Consider the following 13,429-nt stretch of genomic DNA (forward strand, 5'->3'; position numbering starts at 1 on the left):
TCGCGATGCGTACCGGAAGTGAGCCGACGACCGCGCGCAGTGCGCTGCGGCTGCGTCTCGGGCTGGCCCTGTGGGGCGTGGTCTGGACGGTCTTCGGGACGGCCGTGTTCGCGCTGGTGGGGCGTCCGGGATGGGCGGCGGCATGCGGGGCGCTGTGGGTGGTGACCACCGTCGACCTGGCGTTGGTGGTCCGGCACATCCGGCAGGGCCCTCACTACCAGCCGGGCCGCGACATTCCGCCGTACCGGCCGCCCGAACGGCGGCACCCCTGAGACGGGCGGCCTCGCCCGGGAGGCGGCACCGCGGCACGCGTGCGGTGGGGCGGCGCGGCGACCCGGGACGGATGATGCGTGTACGGCGCCGGGCGGAGCGCGACGGCGGGCCGTCCTTTCAGCTCTCGAAGCGGGCTGCCTTCAGGTACTGCGGGTTGGGGTCGAGTGCCGCGGCCAGTCGGAAGTGGCGCTTGGCCTGGTCGCCGCGTCCTTGTCGTTCGTAGGTGCGGGCGAGCGCGAAGTGGGCGAACGCGTTGTCGGGTTCGCGCTCCAGCACCACGGTGAACTCGAGTTCGGCGGGACGTAGTTGCGCGGCGGCGAAGAAGGCGCGGGCACGCAACAGGCGGGCGGCGGTGTTCTCGGGGTGCGCGGCGATGACTTGGTCGAGCAGCTTCACCGCGCCCCGCGGGTCCCGTGCGGCGAGCAGTTGCTCGGCGGCGCGGAAGTCGATGACGTGTGTCTCCGGAGTGCGTCCGGTAGAACCTGCGGTATCGGGCACGGAAAAATCCTTCCCTGGCTGGGAGGGTTCAACGCGCGGACCCGGGGGGCCTATTCCGGGGAGGCCTCGCGGGCGGTGTGCGCTCTGCGCACGAGGTCGTTCCACACGTCCTTGACGCGGTGCCGCAGTTCGGGGAGGGGTACGTCGTTGTCGATCACGATGTCGGCGATCTCGCGGCGTTGTTCGCGCGTCGCCTGGGCGGCCATGCGGGCGCGGGCGTCCTGCTCCGTCATGCCACGCAGGCGTACGAGGCGGTCGAGCTGGGTGTCGGGGCGGACGTCCACGACGACGACGAGGTCGTAGAGGGGGGCGAGGCCGTTCTCGGTGAGGAGGGGGACGTCGTGGACGACGACGGCGTCCTGCGGGGCGGAGGTCTCCAGTGCGCGCGACCGAGCGCCGACCAGAGGGTGGACGATCGAGTTGAGGAGGGCGAGTTTCTCGGGGTCGGCGAAGACCACGGAGCCGAGCCGGGGGCGGTCGAGGCTGCCGTCCGCGGTGAGGACGTCCTCCCCGAAGGCGTCGACGACGGCTGCGAGGCCCGGGGTGCCGGGCGCGACGACTTCGCGGGCGATGCGGTCCGCGTCGATCAGCACGGCTCCGCATTCGACGAGCAGTCGGGACACTTCGCTCTTGCCGGCGCCGATCCCGCCGGTCAGGCCCACCTTCAGCATGACGGGAAGCTTAGGGCCTGCCGGTGACACGCACACGGCAGGCCCCCGAAGGCGCCCGTCGAGGCGCCGGCAGGCCCCGACGGGGCTGCGCGGCGGCGGTCAGCCCTCCCCTTCGCGTTCGGCGAGGAACCGCTCGAATTCCTGCCCGATCTCGTCCGCGGACGGGATGTCGACCGGCTCGGCGAGCATGTTGCCGCGGCTTTCGGCGCCGGCCGCCGCGTCGTACTGGTGTTCCAGGCCTTGGACGAGGCTGGTGAGTTCCTCGTCGCCCTCCTGGATCTGACGGTCGATCTCGGTCTGCGTGCGGTGGGCGTCGGTGCGCAGGGAGTGGGCGATGCCCGGCAGCACGAGTCCGGTCGCCGCGGTGATCGCTTCCAGCACCGTCAGGGCCGCGTCCGGGTAGGTGGAGCGGGCGATGTAGTGCGGGACGTGCGCGGCGACGCCGAGGATGTCGTGACCGGCGTCCATGAGGCGGTACTCGATGAGGGCCTCGGCGCTGCCGGGGACCTGAGCCTCGTCGAAGGGGCTGCGATGGCCGGGCGTGAGGTCGGTGCGGTTGCCGTGCGGGGTGATGCCCACGGGGCGGGTGTGCGGGACGCCCATGGGGATGCCGTGGAAGTTCACCGACAGGCGGACCCCGAGCCGTTCGACGATCTGCTTCACGGCGACGGCGAAGCGCTCCCACTCGACGTCCGGTTCGGGGCCCGAGAGCAGCAGGAAGGGGGCTCCGGTGGCGTCCTGCACGAGGCGCACCTCGATGGTCGGCTCTTCGTAGTCGGTCCACCGGTCGCGCTTGAAGGTGAGCAGCGGGCGGCGGGCGCGGTAGTCGACGAGCCGGTCGTGGTCGAAGCGGGCTACGAGTTGGTTGGGCAGCGAGTCGAGCAGCCGGTCGACGATCTGGTCGCCGGTCTCGCCCGCGTCGATGTATCCGTCGAAGTGGTAGAGCATGACAAGTCCGGCCGATTCCTGGGCCAACGCCATGTCGACGACTGCCAGGCCCTTCGGCTCCCATGCGTACAAACCCTGCGGATCAAGCACTTGGACCGCTCCTCCTCGTGTTCTCAGAGGACAACGCGCTCGGCGGCGTGGGCATTCCCGTCGGGCCGCCAAGATCGGCGGACTCCGGTGGATCCCCCGGGAGGCTCGCCGGGCTGCCTCTCCCGGGAGCGCTCGGCCGCGCCGCCCGGCTGCTCTTCGGCCGCGCCGCCCGGCTGCTGTTCGGCTGTGCAACTGCTGCCCGGGTGTGCGACCGGCGGTCGTGAGCACGGTCGGCGGAGGCCGGTGGCGCGGCGCCCGGCGCCCGGCGGGCAGGGCGGTCCGGGCGGCAGCCGGACAGCGCGGCCGTCAGCTGCTCCACCGGACCGCCGGTGCGCACGGACCGGCCGTCGGTTGCGGGAGCGGGGGCGGCTCCGCGGCACGCCGAAGGCCCGCACCTAGAGAGGTGCGGGCCTTCGACTACTGCCTGGCTACTGTCTGCCGAGCCTCACCAGCCGGGGTGTCCCCCGGCTGAGGGAGGTCAGCTCTGGCCGCCGGCCAGCTTCTCGCGCAGCGCGGCGAGCGCCTCGTCCGACGCCAGCGCGCCGGAGGTGTCGGCGCCCTCGGAGGAGTACGAACCGCCACCACCGCTCGCGGCCGGAGCCGCACCGGCGGCTTCGCCGCCCTCGGCGGCAGCGGCCTCGTCGGCCTCGCGGGACTTGATGACCTGGGCCTGGTGCTGCTCGAAGCGCTGCTGCGCCTCGGCGTACTGGCCCTCCCACGCCTCGCGCTGGGTCTCGTAGCCCTCGAGCCAGTCGTTGGTCTCGGGGTCGAAGCCCTCGGGGTAGATGTAGTTGCCCTGGTCGTCGTACGACGCGGCCATGCCGTACAGCGTCGGGTCGAACTCGACCGAGGCCGGGTCGGAGCCGAAGGACTCGTTGGCCTGCTTGAGGGACAGCGAGATCCGGCGACGCTCGAGGTCGATGTCGATGACCTTGACGAAGATCTCGTCGTTGACCTGGACGACCTGCTCCGGAATCTCCACGTGGCGCTCGGCCAGCTCGGAGATGTGGACCAGACCCTCGATGCCCTCGTCGACGCGGACGAACGCACCGAACGGAACCAGCTTCGTGACCTTGCCGGGGACGACCTGGCCGATCTGGTGGGTGCGGGCGAACTGCTGCCACGGGTCTTCCTGGGTCGCCTTCAGCGACAGGGAGACACGCTCGCGGTCCATGTCGACGTCCAGGACCTCGACCGTGACCTCCTGGCCGACCTCGACGACCTCGGAGGGGTGGTCGATGTGCTTCCAGGACAGCTCGGAGACGTGGACGAGACCGTCGACGCCGCCCAGGTCCACGAACGCACCGAAGTTGACGATCGAGGAGACGACGCCGGAGCGGACCTGGCCCTTCTGCAGGGTCGTGAGGAACGTCTGGCGGACCTCGGACTGGGTCTGCTCCAGCCAGGCGCGACGGGACAGGACCACGTTGTTGCGGTTCTTGTCCAGCTCGATGATCTTCGCCTCGAGCTCCTTGCCCACGTAGGGCTGGAGGTCGCGGACGCGGCGCATCTCGACGAGGGAGGCCGGCAGGAAGCCACGGAGGCCGATGTCGAGGATGAGACCACCCTTGACGACCTCGATGACGGTACCGGTGACGATGCCGTCTTCTTCCTTGATCTTCTCGATCGTGCCCCAGGCACGCTCGTACTGAGCGCGCTTCTTGGACAGGATGAGACGGCCTTCCTTGTCCTCCTTCTGGAGGACGAGGGCCTCGATCTCATCGCCCACGGCGACGACCTCGTTGGGGTCGACGTCGTGCTTGATGGAGAGTTCGCGGCTCGGGATAACGCCTTCGGTCTTGTAACCGATGTCGAGCAGGACCTCGTCCCGGTCGACCTTCACGATGACGCCGTCGACGATGTCGCCGTCGTTGAAGTACTTGATCGTTTCGTCGATCGCGGCGAGGAAGGCTTCCTCGTTACCGATGTCGTTGACCGCAACCTGCGGGGTGGTGGCGGTGGTCTCGGTGCTGCTCGTCATGTGGGAAAGGGCTCCGGTTACGGACAGAAAGTCGTAGGTACTGCTACGCCGGGAGCCCGTGATCGCTCTGAAGAAGCCGGACAGCTTAGGAAGCGCCCCACCAGGAAACCGGTGAAGGCACCTCGAGAACCGAGGGGACATCCAACAGATGCGAGCGCAGCCTGCTACGTCTGAGGTGCGCAGGCCCGCAGCGCAACTTGTAGCATACGGGGGCAGCCGGGCAGGGTCAATGCGCGAAGGCGCACACCCGGGGCGGATCACCGCATACCCGGCACACAACCTTTCTTCCGAGGCCACGCAGGCCGCAGGAAGCCCCTCCGGTGACACCTGGGTGCCGCCGTCGGGCGGGTTGCACGGAAGAGTACGACGAGGGAGCCGATCATCCAAGAGCCCGCATCGTCCGAGACGGCCTTCGAGCCGGAAGCCACCCGACGTGACGCCGACGTCGCCGAGAGCACCCGGGCCAACCGGGGCTGGTGGGACCGCAACGCGGACGAATACCAGATCGAGCACGGCACGTTCCTGGGCGACGACCGATTCGTGTGGGGTCCGGAGGGCCTCGACGAGGTGGAGGCGGAGCTGCTCGGCCCGCCGGAGGAACTGAAGGGCAGGGCGGTCCTGGAGATCGGCGCCGGAGCGGCCCAGTGCGCGCGCTGGCTCACCGCGCAGGGCGCGCTGCCGGTGGCCCTGGACATCTCCCACCGCCAGCTCCAGCACGCGCTGCGCATCGGCGGCCCGTTCCCGCTGGTGTGCGCCGACGCGGGCGCGCTGCCGTTCGCGGACGCCTCCTTCGACCTGGCGTGCTCGGCGTACGGGGCGCTGCCCTTCGTCGCCGATCCGGTGCTCGTGCTGAAGGAGGTGCGGCGAGTGCTGCGGCCGGGCGGCCGTTTCGTGTTCTCGGTGACGCATCCGATCCGGTGGGCGTTCCCGGACGAGCCCGGCCCGGAGGGGCTGACGGTGTCGTCGTCCTACTTCGACCGCACGCCGTACGTGGAGCAGGACGAACAGGGCCGGGCGGTGTACGTGGAGCACCACCGCACGCTCGGCGACCGGGTCCGCGACGTCGTGGCGGGCGGTTTCCGGCTGGTGGACCTGGTCGAGCCGGAGTGGCCGTCCTGGAACTCGTCGGAGTGGGGCGGCTGGTCGCCGCTGCGCGGCAACCTGATCCCCGGAACGGCCGTCTTCGTGTGCGAGCGGGACTGAACGGGACCGGGCGGGACCGGTAGCGGTCCGGCCGCTCCCGGCGGTGCACGCGCGTGGGGCGCGTGGCCGGCCGCGTACGACACTGGGGGCGTGATCCTCCGTGACGACGCCCTGGACGCGCTGCCCGTGCGGGCGGCCCTGCCCGCACTGAACGACGCCCTGGACGGGCACGGGGCCGCCGTGCTCGCGGCGCCGCCCGGCACGGGCAAGACGACGCTGGTGCCGCTCGCGCTGGCCGGGCTGCTGGGCGAGGGCCCGGCGCGGCGGGTGGTGGTGGCCGAGCCGCGGCGGATCGCGGCACGGGCGGCCGCCCGGCGGATGGCGTGGCTGCTGGGCGAGCGGACCGGGGAGGCCATCGGGTACACGGTCCGCGGGGAGCGGGTCGTGGGGCGGCGCACGCGCGTGGAGGTCGTCACGACCGGTGTGCTGCTGCAGCGTCTCCAGCGGGACCAGGAGCTGACGGGCGTCGACGTCGTGCTCCTGGACGAGTGCCACGAACGGCATCTGGACGCGGACACGTCGGCCGCGTTCCTGTGGGACGTGCGCGAGACGCTGCGGCCCGACCTGCGGCTGGTGGCGGCCTCGGCGACGACCGACACGTCCGGGTGGGCGGGGCTGCTGGGCGGGGCGCCGGTGGTGGAGGCCCGGGGTGCCGCCTTCGGCGTCGAGGTGGTCTGGGCGCCGCCGGCGGGCGCCGTGCGGCCGCCGCACGGGATGCGGGTGGATCCGGCCTTGCTGTCGCATGTGGCCTCGGTGGTGCGGCGGGCGCTGACAGAGCGGTCGGGGGACGTGCTGTGCTTCCTGCCGGGTGTCGGGGAGATCGCGCGCGTCGCGGGGCTGCTCGGGGCGCCGGACGGGGTGGACGTGCTCCAGGTGCACGGGCGGGCGCCGGCGGCCGTGCAGGACGCGGTGCTGGCGCCGGGAGCGCGGCGGCGGGTGGTGCTCGCGACGTCCGTGGCGGAGTCGTCGTTGACGGTGCCCGGCGTACGGGTGGTCGTGGACTCGGGGCTGGCGCGGGAGCCGCGCGTGGATCACGCGCGTGGGCTGAGCGCGCTCGCGACCGTGCGCGCCTCGCGGGCGGCGGGCCGTCAGCGGGCCGGGCGGGCCGGGCGGGAGGCGCCGGGGACGGTGTACCGGTGCTGGGCGGAGGCGGAGGACGCGCGGCTGCCGCTGTTTCCGGCGCCGGAGATCAAGGTGGCCGATCTCGCCTCGTTCGCCCTTCAGGCGGCCTGCTGGGGCGATCCGCAGGCGTCCGGGCTGGCGTTGCTGGATCGGCCGCCGGCGGGGGCGATGGCGGCGGCCCGGGAGTTGCTGACGGCGATCGGCGCGGTGGACACGGCCGGCCGGGCCACCGAGCGCGGGGGGCGGCTGGCCCGGCTGGGGCTGCACCCGCGGCTGGGACGGGCGCTGCTGGACGGAGCGGCCTCCGTCGGTGTGGAGCGGGCCGCCGAGGTGGTGGCGCTGCTGAGCGAGGAGGCTCCGCGGGAGTACGGGGACGATCTGGCGGCCGCGTTGCGCGCCGCCCGGCGCGGCGGCGACGCGTATTCCGGGCGGTGGCGGGCCGAGGTGCGACGGCTGCGGGCCGTCGCCGCCCAGGACGTCTCCCGGCCTCCCGGCCCGCTTTCCCCGGCGGCGGAGGAGGGCGACGTGGAAGGGCTCGTGGGGCTCGTGGTCGCCCTCGCGTTCCCGGAGCGGCTCGCGAAGGCCGACGGCGGCTCGTATCTCATGGTGTCGGGAACCCGGGCCGAGACCGGCCGGGGCACCGGGCTTCGGGGGGCGCCCTGGCTGGCGGTGGCGGTCGCCGACCGGCCCGTCGGTCAGGTGCACGCGCGTGTGCAGCTCGCGGCGGTCGTGGACGAGGACGTGGCCCGTCTCGCGGCCGGTGTGCTGCTCCGGGAGCGGGACGAGGTCCGCTGGGCCGACGGGGACGTGGTCGCGCGGCGGGTCGAGCGGCTGGGGGCGGTGGAGCTGGCGGTGCGTCCGTTGCGGAACGCCGACGCCTCGCTCGTGCGGGGTGCGCTCGTGGAGGGGCTTCGGCAGGAGGGGCTGCGGTTGCTGCGGTGGTCGCCGGAGACGGACGCCTTGCGGCAGCGGCTCGCTTTCGTGCGGCTGCGCGTGGGGGATCCGTGGCCGGACGTGGACGACGCGTCGCTGCACGCGCGCGTGGACGAATGGCTGGAGCCGGAGTTGAGCCGGGCCCGGCGGCGGGCCGATCTGGGGCGGATCGACGCCGGGCAGGCACTGGGGCGGTTGTTGCCGTGGGCGTCCGGCGAGGCGGGCAGGCTGGACGAGCTGGCGCCCGAGCGGATCACCGTGCCGAGCGGGTCCAGGATCCGGATCGACTACGCCGATCCGCAGCGGCCGGTGCTGGCGGTGAAGCTGCAGGAGATGTTCGGGCTGCAGGAGTCGCCGCGGGTGGCGGGGGCGCCGCTGGTCGTGCATCTGCTGTCCCCCGCCGGGCGGCCGGCGGCCGTCACGTCCGATCTCGCGTCGTTCTGGCGGGACGGCTACCGGGCGGTGCGGTCGGAGCTGCGGGGCCGGTATCCCAAGCATCCGTGGCCGGAGGATCCGGCGGGCGCCGAGGCGACGCGACACACGAACGCACGGCTCAGTCGGTGACGGGCCACGCTCCAGGCGGTGACGGGCCACGCTCCAGGCGGTGACGGGCCACGCTCCAGGCGGTGAAGGGCGGCGGCTCGGTCGGTGACGGGCACACGCCTCAGGCGGTGACCGACCGTGGTTCCGCGGGTTCTGCGGGTTCGGCGGCCGCCGGGCGGTGCGGGCGGCGGGAGCGCGCCTCCAGGAGGAGCGAGAGGGACATCAGCACCAGGCCGAGCAGGAGGAAGCCCCAGGGCAGGTACGCGGTCAGGAGCAGAACCAGGGTGCGGTTGGACTTGACCATGGCCACGGTGTGCTCGATGTAGTCCTCACGCATCTTCACGTGTCCGGCGAACGCCGTGACCTTTGCGCGGCCGCCGAGGAGGGTGCCGCCGCGCAGCTCCTCCCGGTGGATCTCCTCGCCGTAGACGGGCGCTCCCGTGACGGGCTCGACCCAGAATCTGCGGACCGTGGTGTACCAGCGGGTGGTGCCGGTCCTGGCCACGGTCTGGGGGGTGATGCCCTGGACGGGCATCGTCTTGGGCATGGGCACTTCGGTCCACGGGACGGTCTGTTCGAAGTAGTAGACCTTCAGGCCACGGAAGTCGCGGGTGTCCCGGTAGTGGATGGGGGCGGTGGTGCGGGTCTGGGCGTCGAAGTACTCGTAGTCCCGCTTCTGGGTGAGGAAGGGCCACTTGAACTCGATGCCCGTGCGGCGGACCGGGTCGCCGTCGACCATCTCGCCGGTGGCGTGGACGGGTTCCTGTGTGTGGGCGTCGAAGATGTAGCGCTCGGGGACCTTGGACACCATCTTGCCGTCTGGTCCCTGGACGTAGGACAGGCCGTCCCAGACGACGACGTCCCGGCCCGCGGTCCTCTCGATCCGCTCGGAGGCCTGCACATCGCCCTTGAGGGTCTGCACGATGGTGACCTGCGGGACCGTGCGGGCGGTCATCGTGCCGTAGTCGAGGAGGGTGGCGTTCTTCGCCTGCAGGACCATCGTCTGGTACTCGCCGGCCGGGATCTTGGCCAGGCGCGGGTAGGCGTACCAGCGCAGCAGCGGGGCGAGCGCCGCGAAGAACACGGCGAGGGCGAGCAGGACCAGGCCGGCTGTGCGGCGCATCTCGGCCTCCTTCGCGGACGGTGCCGGCGGGCGGGGCGGTCACGGGACGCGTCGGTCGTCGGAGGGTGACGCGTCGGTGGGGGGCGGGTGGGCGGTCAGGGGTGGGCGGGGACCGTCGTCAGCAGGGGTTTCGGCGAGGTCTTGCCGGTCGGCGTGCCCAGTGCGGTGAGCGTGAGGACGAGGGCGAGCGCGACGGCGAGACCGGTCGCGGCGGCGATGAGGGCGCGCATCGGGCCTCCCTGCGCAACGGCCACGGGGTCGGCTGCCGGAACCGGCCATGGGATCCGGCAGCATGGCTGACAGGTCGTCAGGTCCGGCACCGTAGCAACGGGCGCGCGAGATGAGAACACGTCGCACACGACGACGGCGCCCCCGCGTTCACGGGGGCGCCGTCGTCGTGGTGCGGACGGAGGCCGTCGTCGTGTGCGGACGGAGGCTTACGAGCCGGAGGCCGTGGACGGCGACTCGCTGGGCGCGGGGCTCGGGGAGGTGGTCGCGGCGGCCGTGACGGTCAGTTCGACGGTGAGGGTCGCGCCGCCCGTGGTGGTGATGCGCAGCAGGTACGTTCCGGCGGTGTCGTCCGCGTACAGCTTGGGCAGTTGCAGCAGGCCCTTCGCGTCCGTCTGGAGGTCCAGGGTGCGCACGGCGTCGCCGGCGGCGTCCTTGAAGTAGGGGCCCCTGTCGTTCGCGGTCGGGTCGTCGGCCGACTTGACCAGGGTGGCGGTGGCCGCGACCTTGTCCGCGACGGCGCCCTGGTAGGTGGCCTTGACCTCGACCTGGTCGGCGAACTCGCCGCCGGCGACGCAGGTGAGCGCGGTGTCGCCGGTGCGGGCGAGGGCGTCGGCGGCGCGGGCGGTGACGGTGGCCCGGTAGTCGAGGGCGGAGAGCGTACGGCCGGCGAGCGTGGCGCGGACGGTGAAGTCGCCGGTCTTCTCTCCCACCGTGAGGGCGGGCGCGAGGGCGACGCCCCTGCCGTCCGTGGCGACCACGGCGACGCTCTCGCCGCCGGCGAAGACGGTGTCGGTGTCGCCGACGATGGTGAAGCGGATCCGGACCTTGGCGACGGCCTTGCCGGCCGCGGTCTCCGCCCGGGTGCCGATCCGGGCGGGAAAGGCGTGGCCCGCCATGGCGGTGAGGTTCGCCGTGCCCGCGTCCTCGAGGTGGTCGACCGTGTCGGTCGGCGTGGGCGGCGGCGGGGTGGGCTTGCCGGGCGTGGGGGGCGCGGGGGTCGGCGGCTTGGGCGGCGTCGGCTTGGCGGGCGTCGACGGGCGGCCGGGCGTGGCGGGCGTCGACGGGACGGACGGCGAGACGGGCGTGCTCGGGTAGTCGTCGCTGCGGTTCGCGGGCACGCTGCCGGTGCCGTTCGGGATCTCGTGCGTGCCCTTGCGGTAGTACTCCAGCCACGACAGGACGGTGTTGAGGTAGTCCGTCGAGTTGTTGTAGCTGAGGATCGCGCTGCGCATGCCGGCCGGGGTGGCCATGTTCCAGTCGTAGCGGCACAGGTAGTGGCCGGCGGCGAGCGCGGCGTCGTAGACGTTGTTGGGGTCCTTCTTGCCGTCGCCGTTGCCGTCGCGGCCCGCCCACGCCCAGGTGGAGGGGATGAACTGCATGGGGCCCACGGCGCGGTCGTGGGTGCTGTCGCCGTCGTAGGAGCCGTTGTCGGTGTCCTTGATGTCGGCGAAGCCCACGCCGTTGAGGACCGGGCCGAGGATCGGCGTGAGGGTCGTGCCGTCGGCGGTGACGTTGCCGCCGCCCGCCTGGCCCGACTCGACCTTGCCGATGGCGGCGAGGAGTTGCCAGGGCATGTTGCAGCCCGGCTTGGCCTGCGCGAGCGCCGCCTCGGCCTTCTTGTAGGCGTCGAGCACGGTCGTGGGAATGCCGGCCTCGGCGGTGCCGGCGGCGGCCGGGGCGGTGGGCGAGCCGCCGGTCGGGGCCGGGGCGGGGCTCTTCAGCGGCGGCAGATCCGTGTAGTACGGCGAGTTGCCGGTGGCGCTGTCGGCGGTGCCGGCGTCGGCGGACGGGGTGTCGGCGGCGGTCTGTCTGCCCTGGCCGTCGGCCGTGACGTCAGGTGCCTGGGACGCGGCCAGAGCCGCGACGGCCAGTGCGGCCACGGTCGTGTTGACCGCTCCCTTGCGCAGTCTCGTGCCGAAATGCGCCGACATGAAGTGAAACCCTCCCGTGGACGCCGAACGCCCGTCTTCGCCTGCCCTGCTGTGCCGTTGTGTTGTCGCCGTGTCGCCGGTGTCGTGCCGCTCGTGCCGTGTCGCTGGTGGTGATTGTCGGTTGCCGTTGCCACTGGTGGGACGGTCAACCTGCCGCGAGGGTTGCACTCGCAAGCGGTTTGCCCTGTTTCTGTTCCTTTGTTCGACGCGCCCGGGGCGCGAGGCCCAGGCGACCCTACGACAACTTCTTTGCCACCGGCACCCGTTCGAGTGGCGTTTTCACCGGCCCGCCGTGCCTCGTCCACCGGGAACCGTGCCCCGCATACTGGACGTCGTCGACCGTCGGGCCGCTCGGGTCCTCGACGTCCGCCCCCGGGAGCACCGTTGCCGTTCACGCTGAGTCATGCCGCAGCCGTGCTGCCCGCCGTGCGCGCCGACGGATCCGGCCGGGGGCGGCTGGTGCCGGCCGCCCTCGTGGCCGGGTCGTTCGCTCCGGACATGACCTACTACGCGGCGAGCGTCCGGCCCGAGGCCATGGAGTTCGGGGACGTCACGCACTCCTTCGCCGGTGTGTTCACGGTCGACGTGGTGACCGCCTGGGCGCTGGTGGGACTCTGGCTGCTGGTGCGCGAGCCGCTGGTCGCGCTGCTGCCACGCGGCCGGCAGGGCCCGTTGGCCGCCCTGACGCGTTGTGGGGCGCCACGCGCGCGGGTGCGGCCCCCGCTCCTCCTGCGGTGGTACCTCTCCGCGGCGCTGGGCTCGCTGACGCACGTGGTGTGGGACGCGTTCACGCACCTCGACCGCTGGGGCATGCGTCTCTTCCCCGTCCTGGGCGAGCAGATCGCCGGCTCGCCGCTGTACTGGTATCTGCAGTACGGGGGTTCGGCCGTGGCCGCGGTCGTGATCGCGGTGTTCGTCGCCCACGCGCTGCGCCGGACGCCAGGCGGCGAACCGGAGGGGGTGGCGGTGCTCTCGGCAGGGGACCGGTGGCGGGCGGGCGCCCTGATCGGCGGATGTGCGCTGGTCGCCGCGGCGCGGCGGGCGACGCGGTGGTGGGAGTACTGGGGCGCGCGCGACGCGAAGCCGTGGGAGCTCGTACCGACGCTGTGCTTCGGTGCGGGCGCGGGGCTGGTGCTGGGCGTGCTGCTGTACGCCGTCGGCGTGCGGCTGTGGCGGCCGGCCGCCCGGAGCGGGTATGAGGAACGGCCGGACGCGGGGACGGCTGCGGGGACGGCGATGAGGACGACGACGGGTGCGCAGGCGGACGCGGGGGCGGGCGCGGTCAGTGTGCGACGGGGCCGTCCGGACGTGCGGTGAGCGACTGCGCGGTCGCGACGCGCACCACCGGAACGCGGCGGATCCCGCGGGACCCGAGAAGCCGGCCCAGGACGCCCAGGACGCCCAGGACGCCGAGTGCTCCCAGGGCTCCCAGTGCTCCGAAGCCGAGCGTCGGCCGGCGGCGCACCGCCTCGGCCCACGGATGCCGGACGGCGCCCCGCGGCACGGTCCGCCGGACGAGCGGGAGCAGTCGCGCGGGGACGAGCCGGGCCGGGGCCGTGCGGCGCAGGCGCCCGGCGGTGCGCAGGACCCTCGCGGCTGTGCGCAGGCCCGTGGCGGGCGCTCTGGGGATCTGAGGGGTGGCGGCGCGGGGCGCGAGAGCGGGGCGTGGACGCCTCCAGGGCGCCGCGCCGGGTTCGGCCCGGGTGCCGGCGGCGGCCGTGGCGTGAACGCGTGCGTGGGCCTTGCGGCGGTGAAGCATGCGTATACCCATGGCCGCATCCTGGTGGGCGGCGACGGCCGGGGGCCTGTTCTCGGCGGCCACGCGGGTGAGGGCCCTTCGGGGGATGACCGGCGGTGACGGATGGAGCGGCGGGCCGCGCCC

Annotated in this window: 12 protein-coding genes; 4 read left to right on the forward strand and 8 right to left on the reverse strand. The window is 73.2% G+C overall.

The annotated features are described in order from the left end of the window. Positions 1-5 precede the first annotated feature (5 nt). A complete protein-coding gene (locus IE239_RS03890) occupies positions 6-272 on the forward strand; it encodes a DUF6343 family protein (protein WP_190147816.1) in 267 nt (88 codons plus the stop codon). Between the two features lie 118 nt (positions 273-390). Here IE239_RS03890 and IE239_RS03895 read toward each other — a convergent pair whose 3' ends face one another. The 4 genes from IE239_RS03895 to rpsA form a co-directional block, all read right to left on the reverse strand. Beyond that, positions 391-771, reverse strand: coding sequence for a tetratricopeptide repeat protein (locus IE239_RS03895; RefSeq protein WP_190147817.1), 381 nt, complete (start codon positions 769-771; stop codon positions 391-393). Positions 772-821: 50 nt separating this feature from the next. Continuing rightward, complete coding sequence (coaE, locus tag IE239_RS03900) at positions 822-1,442, reverse strand: dephospho-CoA kinase (protein WP_190147818.1); 621 nt, start codon at positions 1,440-1,442, stop codon at positions 822-824. Between the two features lie 99 nt (positions 1,443-1,541). Beyond that, positions 1,542-2,480 carry a PAC2 family protein gene (locus IE239_RS03905; protein WP_190147819.1) on the reverse strand — a complete coding sequence of 313 codons (939 nt, stop codon included), beginning with the start codon at positions 2,478-2,480 and terminating at the stop codon, positions 1,542-1,544. A gap of 478 nt (positions 2,481-2,958) precedes the next feature. After that, positions 2,959-4,461, reverse strand: coding sequence for a 30S ribosomal protein S1 (gene rpsA / locus IE239_RS03910; protein WP_190147820.1), 1,503 nt, complete (start codon positions 4,459-4,461; stop codon positions 2,959-2,961). A gap of 378 nt (positions 4,462-4,839) precedes the next feature. On the opposite strand from rpsA, the gene IE239_RS03915 reads away from it, so the two are divergent. Continuing rightward, positions 4,840-5,664, forward strand: a complete 825-nt coding sequence (locus IE239_RS03915) for a class I SAM-dependent methyltransferase (protein ID WP_373308055.1) — start codon at positions 4,840-4,842, stop codon at positions 5,662-5,664. Positions 5,665-5,757: 93 nt separating this feature from the next. Then, positions 5,758-8,283 (forward strand): ATP-dependent helicase HrpB, encoded by a 2,526-nt coding sequence (gene hrpB, locus IE239_RS03920; RefSeq protein WP_190148043.1) that lies wholly within the window; start codon positions 5,758-5,760, stop codon positions 8,281-8,283. Positions 8,284-8,383: 100 nt separating this feature from the next. Here hrpB and pgfA read toward each other — a convergent pair whose 3' ends face one another. The 3 genes from pgfA to IE239_RS03935 form a co-directional block, all read right to left on the reverse strand. Next, positions 8,384-9,385 (reverse strand): cell envelope lipid trafficking protein PgfA, encoded by a 1,002-nt coding sequence (gene pgfA / locus IE239_RS03925; RefSeq protein WP_190147821.1) that lies wholly within the window; start codon positions 9,383-9,385, stop codon positions 8,384-8,386. Between the two features lie 95 nt (positions 9,386-9,480). Beyond that, the gene (locus IE239_RS03930; protein ID WP_107472664.1) at positions 9,481-9,615 is read right to left on the reverse strand and encodes an SPW_0924 family protein; all 135 of its coding nucleotides are present in this window, start codon (positions 9,613-9,615) and stop codon (positions 9,481-9,483) included. A 207-nt stretch (positions 9,616-9,822) separates the two neighbouring features. Further along, positions 9,823-11,547 (reverse strand): lytic transglycosylase domain-containing protein, encoded by a 1,725-nt coding sequence (locus IE239_RS03935; protein WP_190147822.1) that lies wholly within the window; start codon positions 11,545-11,547, stop codon positions 9,823-9,825. 384 nt (positions 11,548-11,931) lie between these two features. Here IE239_RS03935 and IE239_RS03940 point away from each other — a divergent pair, with 384 nt between their 5' ends. Continuing rightward, entirely contained in the window at positions 11,932-12,864 is a 933-nt protein-coding gene (locus tag IE239_RS03940; protein WP_190147823.1) for a DUF4184 family protein, read from the forward strand. Here IE239_RS03940 and IE239_RS03945 read toward each other — a convergent pair. Then, a complete protein-coding gene (locus IE239_RS03945; protein ID WP_190147824.1) occupies positions 12,830-13,318 on the reverse strand; it encodes a hypothetical protein in 489 nt (162 codons plus the stop codon). The two genes, IE239_RS03940 and IE239_RS03945, sit on opposite strands and share 35 nt — an antisense overlap. Positions 13,319-13,429: the final 111 nt, after the last annotated feature.

The organism is Streptomyces humidus (assembly GCF_014649655.1).
Taxonomy (GTDB): domain Bacteria; phylum Actinomycetota; class Actinomycetes; order Streptomycetales; family Streptomycetaceae; genus Streptomyces; species Streptomyces humidus.

Excerpts from the sequence above, each read along its gene's own strand:
- IE239_RS03930 (WP_107472664.1), bottom strand. The coding sequence starts at position 9,615 with ATGCGCGCCCTCATCGCCGCCGCGACCGGTCTCGCCGTCGCGCTCGCC.
- pgfA (WP_190147821.1), bottom strand. The coding sequence starts at position 9,385 with ATGCGCCGCACAGCCGGCCTGGTCCTGCTCGCCCTCGCCGTGTTCTTC.
- IE239_RS03935 (WP_190147822.1), bottom strand. The coding sequence starts at position 11,547 with ATGTCGGCGCATTTCGGCACGAGACTGCGCAAGGGAGCGGTCAACACG.
- rpsA (WP_190147820.1), bottom strand. The coding sequence starts at position 4,461 with ATGACGAGCAGCACCGAGACCACCGCCACCACCCCGCAGGTTGCGGTC.
- IE239_RS03945 (WP_190147824.1), bottom strand. The coding sequence starts at position 13,318 with ATGGGTATACGCATGCTTCACCGCCGCAAGGCCCACGCACGCGTTCAC.
- IE239_RS03890 (WP_190147816.1), top strand. The coding sequence starts at position 6 with ATGCGTACCGGAAGTGAGCCGACGACCGCGCGCAGTGCGCTGCGGCTG.
- coaE (WP_190147818.1), bottom strand. The coding sequence starts at position 1,442 with ATGCTGAAGGTGGGCCTGACCGGCGGGATCGGCGCCGGCAAGAGCGAA.